Annotated in this window: 17 protein-coding genes and 1 other annotated feature; of the genes, 11 read left to right on the forward strand and 6 right to left on the reverse strand. The window is 43.8% G+C overall.

The features are described from left to right. Positions 1–299 precede the first annotated feature (299 nt). From rnz to ACQKFO_RS01885, 3 genes are read left to right on the forward strand one after another with little or no spacing between them, the layout of a single operon-like run. Positions 300–1226 carry a ribonuclease Z gene (gene rnz / locus ACQKFO_RS01875; RefSeq protein WP_427596612.1) on the forward strand — a complete coding sequence of 309 codons (927 nt, stop codon included), beginning with the start codon at positions 300–302 and terminating at the stop codon, positions 1224–1226. A 12-nt stretch (positions 1227–1238) separates the two neighbouring features. Continuing rightward, the gene (locus ACQKFO_RS01880; RefSeq protein ID WP_427596613.1) at positions 1239–1778 is read left to right on the forward strand and encodes a histidine phosphatase family protein; all 540 of its coding nucleotides are present in this window, start codon (positions 1239–1241) and stop codon (positions 1776–1778) included. Positions 1779–1804: 26 nt separating this feature from the next. Further along, positions 1805–2560, forward strand: coding sequence for a GNAT family N-acetyltransferase (locus ACQKFO_RS01885; protein WP_427596614.1), 756 nt, complete (start codon positions 1805–1807; stop codon positions 2558–2560). A 58-nt stretch (positions 2561–2618) separates the two neighbouring features. On the opposite strand, the gene namA is transcribed toward ACQKFO_RS01885, so the two are convergent. From namA to proC, 3 genes are all read right to left on the reverse strand, one after another. Further along, positions 2619–3635 carry an NADPH dehydrogenase NamA gene (namA, locus tag ACQKFO_RS01890; RefSeq protein WP_427596615.1) on the reverse strand — a complete coding sequence of 339 codons (1017 nt, stop codon included), beginning with the start codon at positions 3633–3635 and terminating at the stop codon, positions 2619–2621. A gap of 97 nt (positions 3636–3732) precedes the next feature. Beyond that, positions 3733–4884, reverse strand: a complete 1152-nt coding sequence (locus tag ACQKFO_RS01895) for a glycosyltransferase (RefSeq protein WP_427596616.1) — start codon at positions 4882–4884, stop codon at positions 3733–3735. A 73-nt stretch (positions 4885–4957) separates the two neighbouring features. After that, complete coding sequence (gene proC, locus ACQKFO_RS01900) at positions 4958–5776, reverse strand: pyrroline-5-carboxylate reductase (protein ID WP_427596617.1); 819 nt, start codon at positions 5774–5776, stop codon at positions 4958–4960. Positions 5777–5826: 50 nt separating this feature from the next. Beyond that, positions 5827–6049, reverse strand: a binding site (T-box leader). Positions 6050–6305: 256 nt separating this feature from the next. Between proC and ACQKFO_RS01905 the strand changes: the two genes are divergently transcribed. From ACQKFO_RS01905 to ACQKFO_RS01935, 7 genes are all read left to right on the forward strand, one after another. After that, a complete protein-coding gene (locus ACQKFO_RS01905) occupies positions 6306–7265 on the forward strand; it encodes an MBL fold metallo-hydrolase (RefSeq protein WP_427596618.1) in 960 nt (319 codons plus the stop codon). Between the two features lie 16 nt (positions 7266–7281). Next, complete coding sequence (locus ACQKFO_RS01910) at positions 7282–8076, forward strand: SDR family NAD(P)-dependent oxidoreductase (protein ID WP_427596619.1); 795 nt, start codon at positions 7282–7284, stop codon at positions 8074–8076. A 49-nt stretch (positions 8077–8125) separates the two neighbouring features. Beyond that, complete coding sequence (locus ACQKFO_RS01915; RefSeq protein WP_427596620.1) at positions 8126–8650, forward strand: DUF3221 domain-containing protein; 525 nt, start codon at positions 8126–8128, stop codon at positions 8648–8650. A 336-nt stretch (positions 8651–8986) separates the two neighbouring features. Then, positions 8987–9838: a GRP family sugar transporter gene (locus ACQKFO_RS01920; RefSeq protein WP_427597765.1), complete on the forward strand. Its 852-nt coding sequence runs from the start codon at positions 8987–8989 to the stop codon at positions 9836–9838. A gap of 12 nt (positions 9839–9850) precedes the next feature. After that, positions 9851–10636 carry a glucose-1-dehydrogenase gene (locus tag ACQKFO_RS01925; RefSeq protein WP_427596621.1) on the forward strand — a complete coding sequence of 262 codons (786 nt, stop codon included), beginning with the start codon at positions 9851–9853 and terminating at the stop codon, positions 10634–10636. Positions 10637–11123: 487 nt separating this feature from the next. Further along, entirely contained in the window at positions 11124–12386 is a 1263-nt protein-coding gene (locus ACQKFO_RS01930) for a DNA polymerase thumb domain-containing protein (RefSeq protein WP_427596622.1), read from the forward strand. A gap of 21 nt (positions 12387–12407) precedes the next feature. Then, a complete protein-coding gene (locus tag ACQKFO_RS01935; protein ID WP_427596623.1) occupies positions 12408–12740 on the forward strand; it encodes a YolD-like family protein in 333 nt (110 codons plus the stop codon). Between the two features lie 54 nt (positions 12741–12794). Here ACQKFO_RS01935 and ACQKFO_RS01940 read toward each other — a convergent pair whose 3' ends face one another. Continuing rightward, the gene (locus tag ACQKFO_RS01940) at positions 12795–13010 is read right to left on the reverse strand and encodes a CDGSH iron-sulfur domain-containing protein (RefSeq protein WP_113967576.1); all 216 of its coding nucleotides are present in this window, start codon (positions 13008–13010) and stop codon (positions 12795–12797) included. Positions 13011–13141: 131 nt separating this feature from the next. On the opposite strand from ACQKFO_RS01940, the gene ACQKFO_RS01945 reads away from it, so the two are divergent. After that, positions 13142–13474: an iron-sulfur cluster biosynthesis family protein gene (locus ACQKFO_RS01945; protein WP_427596624.1), complete on the forward strand. Its 333-nt coding sequence runs from the start codon at positions 13142–13144 to the stop codon at positions 13472–13474. 108 nt (positions 13475–13582) lie between these two features. On the opposite strand, the gene ACQKFO_RS01950 is transcribed toward ACQKFO_RS01945, so the two are convergent. Both ACQKFO_RS01950 and ACQKFO_RS01955 read right to left on the reverse strand, forming a co-directional pair. Further along, positions 13583–14461: an aminoglycoside phosphotransferase family protein gene (locus ACQKFO_RS01950; RefSeq protein ID WP_427597766.1), complete on the reverse strand. Its 879-nt coding sequence runs from the start codon at positions 14459–14461 to the stop codon at positions 13583–13585. Between the two features lie 23 nt (positions 14462–14484). After that, complete coding sequence (locus ACQKFO_RS01955) at positions 14485–15411, reverse strand: alpha/beta hydrolase (protein ID WP_427596625.1); 927 nt, start codon at positions 15409–15411, stop codon at positions 14485–14487. Positions 15412–15521 lie beyond the last annotated feature (110 nt).

Genomic DNA, 15521 nt, shown 5'->3' on the forward strand with positions numbered 1-15521 from the left:
CCCGGAGGCGCAGCCGAGGAGGCTCACCGCCAGCCCCGCGGAAAGCGAGCATCCTGTAGCGGAAATCAACTTCTACTTTCTTCTCTAAGGTAGCACTTTATGAAAAGAGCCATTTATTATAAAGACGAAAACGTTTTATTCAGAATCTCTACGTCATTATATTGTCTTTAATTTACGTTCTTATTACTCATTTGTGTTTCAGGGGGAGATAATGCGGTATGAACGATGGGAGAGATAGGTAAATAATCGTTGGATGTGCTAAAATAATGGCAGTATGGCTCATCATAGGAGTGAATAAGTTGGAATTATTATTTTTAGGAACCGGGGCAGGGGTACCCGCAAAGCTGCGGAATGTGACCAGTATTGCTTTGAAATTATTAGAAGAACGCGGTGCGGTTTGGCTTTTTGATTGTGGGGAAGCAACGCAGCATCAAATTTTACATACTAGCTTGAAACCGAGAAGAATAGAGAAGATTTTCATCACCCACTTACACGGGGATCATATTTACGGGCTGCCGGGATTATTAGGCAGCCGCTCCTTTCAAGGTGGAGAGTCCCGGCTTACGGTATATGGCCCTAAGGGAATCAAAGAGTATATCCACGTGTCTCTATCAGTCAGCCGGACGCATCTTCAATATCCCCTTGAAGTGATCGAGATCGAGGAAGGTGCCATCTTTGAAGATGAAGGATTTATTGTAGAGGCGAGGGAGCTGGATCATGCCCTGCCTACCTTCGGATACCGTGTGGTGGAAAAGGATAAGCCGGGTGTCCTCCAAGTCGATCAATTACAGGAAAGAGGTATTCAACCTGGACCCGTCTACAAGAAATTAAAATCAGGCGAAACCGTTCAGCTGGAAGACGGCTCTGAACTCAATGGAGAGGATTTTCTTGGACCTTCGATTCCTGGACGGGTTGTCACGGTCCTTGGAGATACCAGGGTTTGTTCGAGTGCTGTCGATTTAGGAAGGTCAGCAGATGTACTCATTCATGAAGCTACCTTCAATCGGGATCAGGAGGAAATGGCCCGTGAATATTTCCATTCGACGACAAAACAAGCCGGAGAGACAGCTTTAAAAGCAGGGGCAAAATTGCTGTTTTTGACCCATATTTCCTCCCGATATGCAAAAGAGTCATGGGAAGAGTTGGAGGAGGAAGCAAGGGAAGTGTTCCCTGATACGTATATAGCCAAGGATTTTATGGAGTATGTCATACCTTTAAAGAAGTAGAGGGGTGAAGCGATGAAGACGATCTATATCGTACGTCACGCGAAAGCGGAAGGGCAGCCGTTTCATGCGCATTTAACGGAAACAGGAAAAAATCAAGCGAACCAATTGGCTGCTTTTTTAAAAAAGCGATCCATTCAAGCGATATATTCCAGTCCTTTTGTGAGAGCCATTGAAACAATCGCTCCCTTTGCAAGACAGTCGGGACTAACCATAAAGGAAGATGAACGTTTAGGAGAAAGAATATTAAGTGATCAGGATCTTCCTGATTGGATGGCAAAATTAAAAGACAGTTTTGAGGATTTTTCCCTTGCGTTACCAGGCGGAGAGTCGAATGATCAGGCAACGGAGAGAGCAAGGTCTTTTATAGAAGACGTATTAGAAAATGAAGAAGATCATATTGTTTGTGTGAGTCATGGGAACTTAACGACGCTGCTTTTGAGATTATTTGATGAGAAATATGGATATGATGAGCTGTTCGCACTTTCGAATCCTGATGTTTATGTAGTAAAAGTCGGAGAAGACGAGGCATCTGTTCAACGAATCTGGGAGTAAGTTCATAGAGGAAAAGGGGAGTACGAATGAAGGAAATCACATTTGACTATATTTATAATCCAGGACATGAAATAGGAGAGAATGAGCTATATAAACATATTCATTTTCCAGAAATGTTAACAAGGTATGATAGTAACTTTCTTGAGTTCAAAAAACATCCAACCCTGGCTGAATTTAAAGAGGCTGCTCACTTTTTAAGAGAATTTCATCAATCAAAAGGGCAAAAGCATGTGAAATTTTATTTTCCCCAGGATACAAAACTAACAGAGGAATTGCTGGATCATTTTACACGTGAAGGGTATGAATCAGGATTTAATGAACTATACAGTATAGAACCTGGTCAATTTCCTTCTATAGGCGATCATTCTGATATTGAAGTGAAAGCGGTGACCGACGGGGAATTGGATGCGTACCTGTCTTTTCAATATAGGCAGGATTTAGAGTACGGTGAAGCCTTTGCAAATCAAAAGGTCGGCATGCATAAGAGAAATTTTCAAAATCCCCGTTTGATGCAGGTCCTCGCTTTCTATAAGGGGAGCCCGGCCGGATCCGTAGATGTGATCGTTGAAGATGAGACAGCAGAAATCGATGGACTCATGGTTCATGAATCGTTTCAAAAGAAGGGGATCGGGAGCAGGCTGCAACAGTTCGTCATGAAACAATTCCCAGAAAAAATCGTGATACTGGTGGCGGATGGGGAGGATACACCGAGATTGATGTATCAAAAACAAAACTACCGTTATTTAGGGTTCAGGTATGAAGTCCAAAAAGTGTATGAGTAAAAAAGAGAGTTGCATGCCTGTTGGCATGCAACTCTCTTAAAGTCTGTCAAAACATTTCTTACCAGGCGCGATCATACTGCTTAGGCGCTTCGATCTCTACACCCAGCTGTTTGGCCGCCGTTCTTGGCCAGTATGGGTCACGAAGTAATTCACGAGCAAGTAAGATGAGGTCGGCACGCTCGTTTTGCAGGATTTCTTCTGCTTGTATGCCTGTCGTAATCAGCCCGACTGCACCTGTATCGATCTTCGCTTCTCTTTTAATGGTTTCAGCAAGCTTCACCTGATATCCAGGGAACACAGGGATCCGCGCGGGTACTACGGCACCGGAGCTTACGTCGATTAAATCGACTCCTTGTTCCTGCATCCATTGGGCGAACACCACATAGTCTTCAACGTCCAATCCATCTTCGTTATAATCTTTGGCAGAAACACGAACAAGGAGAGGTCCATGCCATACTTGTTGAATTCCATCAATGACTTCACGAAGGAATCGGTAGCGGTTCTCAGGAGATCCGCCGTATTCGTCCGTACGTTTATTGGAAAGCGGGGACAGGAATTCGTTGATGAGATATCCATGCGCCCCGTGAATTTCAATCACATCAAAGTCCGCTTTCTTCGCTCTTTCGGCTCCTTTGATGAAGGCAGTGATCGTCTCTTTAATATCATTCGCCGTCATTTCAACCGGCGTTTTCATCTCATCGTTGAACGGGATTGCAGATGGAGCAAGAATGTCTCCTTCGAGAACGGCCTTTCTTCCTGCATGAGCAAGCTGAATACCTGTCTTCGCACCGTGTTCTTTGATTAATCCCACTAACTCTCTTAATCCTTCAATATGCTCGTCATCCCAAATCCCTAAATCTTGCGGCGAGATTCTTCCCTGGGGCGTGACAGCTGTAGCTTCCTGAATGATGAGCCCAACGCCACCCACTGCACGGCTTGTATAGTGGGTACGATGCCAGTTCTCGACTTTTCCATCTTCGTTATGAGAAGAATACATGCACATAGGTGCCATGACAATTCGGTTTTTCAGTTCTACATCTTTAAGCGTATATGATTGAAATAGCTTTGCGTTCATTTCTGATCACCTTCCATGACGTTATTTATTTCGGGTTGCTAAATAGTGTTTCACTAGAATTATAACAACACCTTTTTTGTTAGAAAAGAAATGTGCTTTACTTTCTTTTTTGCTTCAGTTCCTTATATGAATAAACCGTTCCACGCCATTCGATTCCGCCTCGTTTTAACGTTAAAAACGTGGCTCGTCCAATGGAATAGATAAATAATAGGGCTGTTACAGGTAATGCAAGAAAAAGAAGGGGAGACTCATTCGTCATCTGCTTTATGACTTTGAAATAAGTAATACTGATGAATAATATGATCAACAGACTCACGATTCGAATTGGTGGTGACACTGAAAAGATCGTGATGAAAGGGATTACCGTAGAGCAGAAAATTCCAAACATGGCAAACACAACGAGCAGCAAGGAATAATGCAGTCCTGCAAATGTATTTTTTTCTAATCCGTTAAAGGCTTCTTTCAAGGATCGATACCATTCCACTTCCAGAGACTGAAGGGCCGTGAGGAAAAATTGTTTTTTATGGTGTTTCTTTAACTGGACCCCCAGCTGCAGATCATCATCGGGCATATGCTTAATTGCTTCGTGAGTACCGATTTCCTCATAAGCCGGTCGGGTAATGAGGTTGAAGGCTCCAATGCCCATACCTGTCTTGGAGGAGGGGTCGTTCGCTTTCCACGGTCTTTTATAAAAAGAGAAACCGAATAAGAAAAAAGCCACAAAGCTTTTTAGCCAAAAGGATCTCGATCGAATATAAGGAGCCAGTGTAACGTGGTCCAGTTTCTGTGATTGAAGAAAGGACACTGCTCTGGATAAGAGGGTGGGGTCTTTAAAGATGACGTCTGCATCGGTGAAAAGGATCAGCTCTCCTTTTGCCATTTGATACCCTTTATATAACGCCTGATTTTTTCCCAGCCATCCCTGTTCCAGTGAGTCGATATGAAGGACGCTGATTCGTTTATCCAGTTCGGCCAAAGCCTCAAGCTTTCCAGGAGTTCCATCTGTTGAACGATCATTGACTAGGATCCATTCAATTTGGTGATAGTCCTGTTTCAGCTGCGACAGGATGCTGTTTGTTATCGTTTCTTCTTCGTTTCTTGCGGGTACGACGACAGACAGGAGCGGCCCTTGATTTGTATGTGAGAAGTCTTGAATGGAAGAGAGCCTTGATAAGCCCCTCCACACATCAATGGAAAGAACCAGCCAGACCGCAAGTACAGTGTAAAGTAGAATGAGTAGGAAAATCATTGTGCCGACCTTCTTTTTTGCTTTGATTGTATCAATGGAAATTGACATTTGCGAATGATGATGGGTTTTCACCTTATTTTTTCAAAGATTGTTTTTTTAATTCCTTCCCAAGAACTTCAGAACGGCTTTTCGCAGATGAGATACATTGGAAAAACGCATCTCTAACCTGGTAATCTTCCAATGTGGTAATTCCCGCCTCTGTCGTTCCACCTGGACTGGTCACGTTTCTCCTTAATTCCCGGGCTTCCAAACCGGATTCTGCAAGCATCGCACTTGCCCCTGCAATCGTTTGGGTAACGAGGCTTTTAGCGAGTTCCTCCTGCAAACCTAACTCTACTGCCGCATTCTTAAGTAATTCAGCTACATAATAAATATAAGCAGGGCCGCTGCCCGATAGAGCCGTGATAAGGTCTAATTGATCTTCAGCTACTTCCACTGCCGTGCCCACGGATTGGAATAATGTTGTCGTCCATTCTTTCTGGGATTCAGAGAGGTACCGGTTGAACGATACTGCCGTAGCTGATTTTCCCATGGCCGCACTTGTATTGGGCATGGCTCTTGCAATGGCTCCGTTAAAGGATAGTTTGTCGCTAATATGTTCCATGGTGATCCCTGCTAATACGGAAATGACCACCGTATCCCTTGAAAGATGGGTCCTGATAGAAGCTGCTGCCTCATGAAAGTCTTTTGGTTTCATGGCCAGGATGACGACGTCGTATGGATAATCGTGTTCTACATGACGCACACCGAACTCGTGCACGAGTTCGTTTAAGCGCTCTTGGTTTGACCGATTGGTCACATGCACGTTTTCGTTTTTCAGGACCCCTGCTTTCAGTGCTCCCCGCATTAAAGCGTAAGCCATCGAACCTGCTCCAATAAACAATGTCTTCATTCGTTCATTCCTCCTCCATTTTTCTGAAAAAAAAGCAGACCCTCTCATCCATAAAGGACGAAAGGGTCTGCTTCCGTGGTACCACCTTGTTTTGTTCACTCCTCAACGGACGAAATGAACACACTTCACTTCCAAGTAACGCTGGAAAAACGTTCTGCTTTAAGACGCTCAAAAGGCAGGTTCACAAATAGAGGGGATGACGGTGCCTTTCAGCCGGTGAGCACCGATCTCTAACATCATCTACTCATTACTATTCTTTATCATCGCTTTTTCATTCAATGTTTATGTAAGGTGACTTTTCAATAGAAAACGTATATTATAGGTGATTATCATAGAAAGACAGCTTATCTGTCAAGTGTTTATTTCAGTATATTCAATCATTTTAAAAATGACATTTGTTAGGAAAAAATGTACACTATTAAATGAAGGGTCATTCATTTTTTTTGAAATCAAAGAAATGAATGCCTGTAAGGGAAGGGCATGTCGTTTTGGCTGTCTACCCTTTTATTATGAAGAATGTGGTGAATTTATGACAACGTTAGTGAATGATATTGCAAAAATTACTCTATCAACTCCATTTGCCGTTGGAGATGTGAATGTTTATTTGGTGAAAGGGGACTCCTTGACGTTGGTGGACGCAGGGCCGCTTACAGACACAGCCTGGGTACAGTTGACGGAGCAATTATCCCTTTTGGGGTATACACCTCAAGATATTGAACAAATCGTTCTGACCCATCATCATCCCGATCACGCAGGGTTACTTGATCGGTTCTCTCCCTCGGTCAAAATATATGGACATCCCTATAACAAGTTTTGGTTGGATCGCAATGACCATTTTCATGAAGTGTATGACCGCTTCTTCCATCAATTGGCGATACAATTCGGTTTACCTCATGAGTATGTTCGGGCAATCCATAAATTCAAGAGTCCTTTGAAGTTTATGGGGAACCGAAAATTGGATTTTCAAATTAAGGAAGGCGACGTCATTCCCGGGATGGAAGACTGGACGATCCTTGAAACATTAGGTCATGCTCAGAGTCACTTGTCTTTTTACAGGGAGAGTGATGGTGTTCTGATAGCCGGAGATCATATACTCGCGAATATCTCCCCTAACCCACTCATTGAGCCTCCTTTTGAAGGGGATCTGGAACGTTCAAAGCCATTGCTGCAATACAATGCGTCTTTGAAAAAGTTATTGGATATTCCTATTTCCCTTGCCTACACAGGTCATGGGGTCAACATTACGGATGTTCATGGATTAATTCCCAGGAGATTAGGGAAACAGGATGAAAGAGCACGTGGTGTACTCGAAATGATCAAAGGTAACCGTCTGACCGTATTCGACATCTGTAAGACACTTTTTCCTTCCGTCTATCAAAAGGAACTTGGCCTGACACTCTCTGAAACAATCGGACAATTGGATTATCTTGAGTCACTTCACTACATAAAGAAAGAATGTCATGAAGGAATCTATTATTATTTTGCCTAGAAAGATGTGACCAGACATGAACAGTAGAATAAACGGAAAAACCATTGTCATTACCGGTGCCTCTGGAGGAATCGGTGAACAGATGGCCATTAAAGTAGCAAAAAACGGCGGTAATCTTGCCTTGATTGCACGTCGCATCCAGCTGCTTGAAGCATTAAAAGAAAAGCTCATAACCGAATACAATTGTAAGGTGGAAGTGTATCCGTTAAATGTAACGGATTACGACGAAATCCCACGCACCTTTAGCGCCATCCTGAAGGACTTTGGTGCCATTCATGCATTGATCAATAACGCAGGATATGGAATATTCCAGGAAGCACACGAAACGTCATTCCAGGATGTGAAGGGAATGATGGACGTTAATGTTCTTGGACTTATGGCCTGTACGGGAGAAGTTCTTCCTTATATGCGTCAAGAAGGTTTCGGTCATATCATCAACATTGCCTCTCAGGCAGGTAAGTTCGCTTCACCAAAGTCGAGTGCGTACTCTGCCTCTAAGCATGCTGTATTGGGGTATACGAACAGTTTAAGGATGGAAGCGAAAAGGTACGGTGTGAGGGTGACTGCGGTGAATCCCGGACCGATTGCCACAGACTTTTTCTCCATTGCCGATGAATCCGGGACGTATGTGAAGAATGTAGAAAAATTTATGCTTGATCCGGCATATGTCGCTCAAAAAGTCGTGGAAGCCCTTTTTACCAATAGGAGAGAAATCAACCTGCCTCGATGGATGAATATGGGAAGCGTCATCTATCAATTATTCCCATCTTTTGTCGAAAAAGTAGGAAATAACCTTTTTTTCAAAAAATAGTGAAACCAAATCATGCTCTCATTCGTCTAATCTAATAAGGGGGGAGTCTATGAAGAAGTGTTTGACTGTTCTGATCCTTTGTTTCTGTTTTCTGTTAACTGGTTGTGGCCCTTCAACCACTGTAAATTCATCAAAAGCCAGCGCAAATTTCATAGGCTTTGTTACCCAGCTTGAAGGCAATCAAGTGCTTATTAATGATGTTTGGTTTTCATTCAGTAACCAAACCGTCATGAAGACAGATAAAGATAAAAAATTGCATGAAGATGATATAGAGATGGGCAAAAAAGTGAATGTGACGTTTGACGGTGAGCTCCAGGAGTCCTACCCGCGCAGAGCTGCCGCCGATCAATTGATTTTTCTGACGGATCAACAAAGTAAAACCGAGGGAAGTGCCGTCAGATTAGTCATGAAAGATCCCCGGTTTTCACAAGTCGTCATCCAGTCCATTGAAAAAAATCCCACCGGCTTATATTCATTACGATTCAAGGATCTTTCCATCGACAGAGATGTACATGTCATTGTGAATGTCGAGAATGAAAGAGTGATCGTGCCGATACATACCTCTACAAAATGACAAATAAGAAAGCGTTGATTATAAACCAACGCTTTCTTATTTGTTTTCAATTACTTTTCATTTCTTTATTTGCTTAAGGATGCTGTAATGCCATATTGTATTCATTTGTTTGAGGGAATGGTGTCTTTCGTATGTTCATATTGTTGAAACGTCCTTTCAATCATCTTTAGATCCACTATCTATCCATATTTCCACCTCTCCTTGAGGTTATACCGGACAAAATGAGGGTATGCATCAGAGAGTGGAAAAAATAGTTGTTTTACTGGTATGAATGGCTAGAATGTTCGTTTCAGAGGAAAACTATGATTATTGTTGGAAAAAGGATGTGGATGTATGATAGGGATTCTTTTAGCCCTGATCCCCGCAGTAGCATGGGGAAGTCTTGTGTTTGTAAGTGTAAAGCTTGGAGGGAATGCCTACAGTCAAACGGTGGGGATCACCATTGGGTCATTATTGTTTGCGGTAGGCGTATTCTTCATCAAATCCCCTGAATTGACGTTGTTTGTGTGGGGAATCGGCTTCATTTCCGGCGTCTTCTGGGCAGTCGGACAAGTGAACCAGTTAGCGAGTGTGAAATATATAGGTGTTTCGAAAACCGTTCCGATTTCAACGGGAATGCAGCTGATCGGAACGACTCTCTTTGGCGTTTTAGTGTTTAAGGAATGGAAAACGACAGAAACGATCCTCCTTGGTAGCGGAGCCGTTTTAGCCCTGATTATTGGTGTGGTATTAACATCATTCACACAAAAATCAGAGGGAGATGAGGAGTCTCAACTGAAAAAGGGGCTACTTACTTTATTGTTATCCAGTTGTGGATACATAGCCTATGTCGTCATATTAAGATGGTTTGATATTGACGGATGGGAAGCAATTTTGCCACAGGCGATTGGAATGTTTATCGGGGCGGTTGTCATTACATTCAGGCATAAGCCTTTTACAAAATATACGGTACGAAATATCTTAACCGGTCTGATGTGGGCATCGGGGAATTTAGGGTTGCTGCTTGCGCTTCCACGCATCGGGGTGGCAACGAGCTTCTCTCTATCTCAAACAGGAATCGTTATTTCTACCCTTGGAGGTTTGTTTTTCTTAGGTGAAAAGAAATCCAGGAAGCAGATTCTTCTCGTCATTGCAGGGTGTGTTCTTATCATTATCGGCGGTGTTCTATTAGGCTTTACGAAAGATTAAGGAGGAATGGACATGTATTCGGATTTAACAGGTAAGATTGTCATCATAACAGGTGGTGCTACGGGTATCGGAAAGGCCATTGCGAAACGATTTGCAAAGGAAGGCTGTAAAGTGGTCATTAACTATTTCAAAGAAGAAGAAAACCCTGAAGAATTAGTAACGGAAATCGAAGAAGCAGGAGGGACTGCATCCATTATTCAAGGCGACGTTTCAAAAGAGGAAGACGTTCGAAGCTTTGTCCAATTGGCGCATGATATGTATGGCCGCCTCGACATATACGTGAATAACGCCGGGATTGAAAATGAAGTCCCTTCTGAAAACCTTCCCATTGAAGATTGGCAAAGAGTCATCAACACCAATCTGACCGGTACATTTCTCGGGTGCCGCGAAGCAGCGAAATACATGCTTGATCATAAAATCAAAGGCTCGATCATCAACGTTTCGTCTGTACATGAAATCATTCCCTGGCCTCACTTTGCTCATTATGCGGCCAGTAAGGGTGGGGTGAAATTATTAATGGAAAGTCTTGCATTAGAATTCGCACCCGATGGAATCCGGGTAAACAATATTGCTCCCGGAGCCATTGATACTCCCATCAATGCCGAAAAATTTTCCGATCCCGAAAAGAAAAAAGGTGTGGAAAAGCTCATTCCAATGGGCTATATCGGGGAACCGGAGCAAATCGCTTCCTGTGCTGCATTTTTAGCTTCAGAGCAAGCAAGCTATGTCACAGGGACCACCCTCATCGCTGATGGGGGCATGACGAAATATCCAGGATTCCAAGCCGGGAGAGGCTGATGTATGTATAGGAGTAGAGGCCAACATCATAATATGATGTTGGCTCTCTTTTTATTGTGTTATGAGTCGGGTCACTCGTCTTATGCTTGTCACCCCAGGGCGAACCCCTTCCGCTTTTCTTGTTGTCCAGCTCCGGCGGCTAGGCCCGACAAGCATAAGCTAAATTGACCAAAAAGGCAAAGAACGCCTTCCCGGTCAATTCATCTTATGCTTGTCGGGCCTGACCAAGCCGCCTCCGCTTTTCTTTTGTCTAGCTCCAGGGGCTTGGGGCTCGAGGTCATAAGCCAAGTGACCCAAAAAGGCAAAGTGCGCCTTTCCGGGTCACTCGTCTTATGCTTGTCACCCCAGGGCGAGCCCCTTCCGCTTTTCTTGTTATTCTCTCTATTTCCATTAATTTTAGTTGAAAGGGAACGTATATTCGTATAGAATCATAACTATACTATATAAGAACGTTTGTTCTATTTTAGGTAAGATGGAGGACGAATATATGACTGTCGATTACAGTGTGCTGCCACACCATAAGATTCTGTGCATCGATATGAAGAGCTTTTATGCTAGCTGTTCGGCTGTCATGCTGGGTCTCGATCCCCTTGAATGCCATTTGGCCGTAGTAGGGGATAGGGACCGCCAGGGAAGTATTGTGTTAGCGGCATCACCCAGGCTGAAGAAGGACTTTGGGATCAAAACGGGCTCGCGGATGTTTGAAATCCCAAAGGACCCGCGCATCCGGCTTGTAGAGCCAAAAATGGCTACGTATGTAAGGATATCGACTGAATTGACCCGGTTGTTCCATCGCTACGTACCGAAAGATGCCATTCATACGTATAGCGTAGACGAAAGTTTTATTAAGATTGATGGAGCGACGAATCTTTGGGGGGATGCCACGACCATTGCCCGTAAAATCAAGGATGATATGGAAAGGGAGTTTCAGCTGCCGTGCGCCATAGGTATCGGTCCGAATATGCTGTTGTCTAAGCTATGCCTGGATCTCGAAGCAAAAAAAGAGGGGGTTGCCGAATGGACCTATGAAGACGTTCCGGAAAAGCTGTGGCCGTTATCGCCTTTGCGTGAAATGTGGGGGATTGGGGGACGCTTAGAAAAAACGCTCAATCGCATGGGTATTTTCTCTGTCGGGCAATTGGCGCAATATGACCTGGGGAAGCTGGAGGCCAAGTTCGGCGTTATGGGAAATCAACTCTATTACCACGCATGGGGAGTTGATTTATCTGAAATAGGAGCTCCGATCATGGATGGTCAAATCAGCTTTGGCAAGGGGCAGATCCTGCTGCGCGATTATAAGGGGAAAGAGGAAATCAAACGTGTCATTTTAGAAATGTGTGAAGAAGTCGCCAGACGCGCACGCACCCATCGCAAGGCGGGGAGAACAATAAGCTTTGGCGTCGGTTACAGTCACGAAGAATTTGGTGGAGGGTTTCACCGGTCGCGTACCGTCGAGGAGCCCACCAATATCACCATGGATCTATATCGTGTATGCCTGGAGTTATTCGAAGAGAATTACAGCGGGAGAACCGTACGGAAAATCAACATCGCCCTTTCTAATATTGTGGAAGATGGAGCAATGCAGGTCTCCCTATTCGAACCTGATCGCTGGGAAAAGCGGGAACTCGGGTATGTAGTGGACCGCATCCGGAATAAATATGGATCAGCAGCCCTTCTCCGGGCCGTGTCTTATACAGAAGCGGGAACAGCAAGGCATCGTGCCCGCCTGGTGGGTGGACATAAATCATAATAAATATAGGAGGTGAGGGGATTGATCCGCGATCGAGGAAGAATCAAGTGGACATCTATGATGCTGCCGGAGCATGTGAAATTACTGAGGGATTGGGCAAAGGAAGATACGCACGAGAAGAGGATCGAACTGGACGAGCAGGAACTGGACAGGATGAATGAAGTCGTCGCAGAGGCGATGGAGTTTGGTAAATTGGTGTCGATTACTCACTATGTAAAGCACCGTCATCAATTATCGATTGGAACCGTTCACCATGTCGACTCACTGGAAGGGAAGCTGCACGTCGTAGACAGGTTCGAAGACGTACACTATATTCCACTTGCAAGCATTGTGGACATTCGCTTTTTCGATTGACAGCCCAATGAAAAGAGAGACTTCACCAGGGTGAAGTCTCTCTTTTCATTCCATTTACTCTTCGTCCAATACTTTTTCTGCCCGCACACAGGATTCGAATTTTCCTTTATGAGATGCGTCACAAAACGGCATGTTTGTAGATAAGCCACAACGGCAAAGAGTAAACACTTGTTTCGTTGGAAATACATTTCCGTCAGCATCAATCAGTTCTACGTCCCCGCTTACACGAAAAGAACCATTATCATTCACTTTAATCTGAGCTTTTGCCATGAAAAACCACCCTTTCTATAAAATACAAAAGAATTCCCCACTATCGATAGTAAAGTGAAAACAGTAAAAAAGCAATATTCTAAAGGAAACAAATGAAATGTGATAGGATAAGGGATAGAGGAGGTCGTCGGATGAAAATCGAACTAACGAACGAAGCAACCAAAAAGATTCAAGATAAAATTGGAACCCAAAATGGTCACCTGAAATTGAAATACGATACAGAAGGCTGCGGCTGTGTTGTCAGCGGTATTCCTACCTTGTGGTTTGTCCATCATCCTGTTGAAGGTGAAGATATAACGATTGAAACCAACAGCTATCCGATCCTGATAGAAAAATCTAAAGTGGTGTTTCTTGATGAAGACCTGAAAATTGATTTTTCTTCACAAAGTAACACGTTTCAATTAAAAAGCCCCGGGCAGATCATAAATGGAAGAATGAACTTTCTGATGTTCCCGGGAGAATGAAAATAAAAGCCTCAGATCTGAGTAACCCGAGATCTGAGGCCTTTTATAAATATAAAGCCATTTATTGTATCGTGATGGATGTTGCAGCGGTAAATGGTTCTATAGATTCTAATCTAGTTCATTCACCAATTCCTCAAACAACCGTGCCACTGAAACCCCTGTCATCCACCCTTCCATCCCGTCTTCTACAGACCAGCATGCGGATAAAACCGAATGACAGAACCCGTAACGAATCAACCGTTCATAAGAGAGGGAAAGTAGAGAGGCCACCGTTTGGATTCTGTATCGAAGTAGTTCTATGGGAGCGTCCCATTTCTTCCACTCATTTAGCATAAATTGAATACAATCATACTCTCGCTCTCCGATAAGACCTTTGGGATCGATGGCAGTCCAGCTGGAAGATTCGGAGTAAAGAATGTTTCCATGGTGGAGGTCACCGTGCAGAAGAAAGAGCTCTGTCGAGGTGTTGAGTAGCTCAGGAAAGAGGGTTTCAGCTTTAAAGACAAGTTCTTCAGGAATGGGTCCACTTCCACCATTGAATCTTTCCCGCAACCGCCCAATTCCCTCTGACCAGGAGTGAACAGTAGGGTAGGAGTGAGATGTGACAGGCTTATGCCAGAGTCGTTGGGCTACCCGGGTGAAGATATGCAGGACTTCTTCTTCGTCCTCAATAGAATGAAGGGAAAATCCAGGTGACAGACGATCTAAAAGAATCCATCCCTCCTCCTTATTGAAATCGAGGACTTCCACCATGCCCTTCCCTTGGAACTCCTGAAGAGCATGAAACTCATTTGAGAAGTCGTTGTTCGGATATCCGATCTTTAGAACCGCATCCCGTTCATGGTCAATTCGGACTGGAACCACAAAATTGTAGCTTAATGAAAAGGGCTCGCCATAGGTTAAGTGCAGCCTTTCTTCCAAAATCACCATAAATTCTTCTACGTTTGCAATCCATCCTTCACCCGATTCGCCGTACATGGTTTGCATTTTTGACCTGAAATAAGTTGGAATCAAGAAACATCATCCCTTTCATTTAATACAAATTGGTGAAGAAACCGTTGAATCACTTCTTCATATTCTTCCGGGTTATCATTATATGATTGAGCATGAGTGCCCCGAAAATCGAGAAACAGCTCTTTTGGTCCCTGCTTCTTTTCAAATAAATCCTTCGTCATTTGAGGAAGGATAAAGTCATCATTTGTGCTGTGGATAAATAACACGGGTTTCCTGATGTTTTGAACAACCGATATAGGTGATAAATCCTTTAAAGTATACCCTTGTCGCAGCTTTAGTGTGCCGCCGACGAGGGGAAGGAGAAATTTTGCCGGCATTTTTACTTCTACGCTCATACGATAGGCGAGCTGTTCGCCAAAGTCGGAGAAAGGGCAATCGGCAATATAAAAATCGGCCCGGTCTTCCACACTGCCGGCGTATAGAAGCAGAGTCGCAGCCCCCATGGATTCCCCATGTATCCCAAAGAACACGTCGTCCCCTTCACGACGGATCAACTCATCCACTACAGCCTTTAAATCATATTTTTCAAAATACCCGTAGCTAGTCGTCTTTCCGCCAGACTCCCCATGCCGGCGATGATCATAAATCACGGCATTGAATCCCTGTTTGATGAAAAGGTTCATATACTTGATCGAGTTCCATTTGTTTTCAGTAACCCCATGGGAAAAGATCATGAATTTTTTGTGGGGGTGGGGCTTCACAAAAATCGCTTTAATGTCATATCCGTATTGTGAAGGGATCAGCACCTCGTCTTTAGGAAGTGAGTCATAATCTTCTTCTATCAGTCTGGTCGATCCTGTTTCACGAGACCGGATAAAGTCATCTCCCTTTTTCGGTAAATACATAAAACGATTCGTAATATAAATCCCAAGCAGGCCTATGGACGAAAGGGTACCGCCAAGGATGGCAAGTTTTTTTCTCATCTTCATCACCTCAGAGCAAAATCATTCTTACTCATATTGTAGCAAAAGGAGGAAAAAAGAGGAATTTTTGAATAGGGGAATACAAAGAAAAAGTGTCCCTTGAGAAGAGA

This window comes from Rossellomorea sp. NPDC071047 (assembly GCF_050270195.1).
In the GTDB taxonomy this organism is placed as follows: Bacteria; Bacillota; Bacilli; order Bacillales; family Bacillaceae_B; genus Rossellomorea.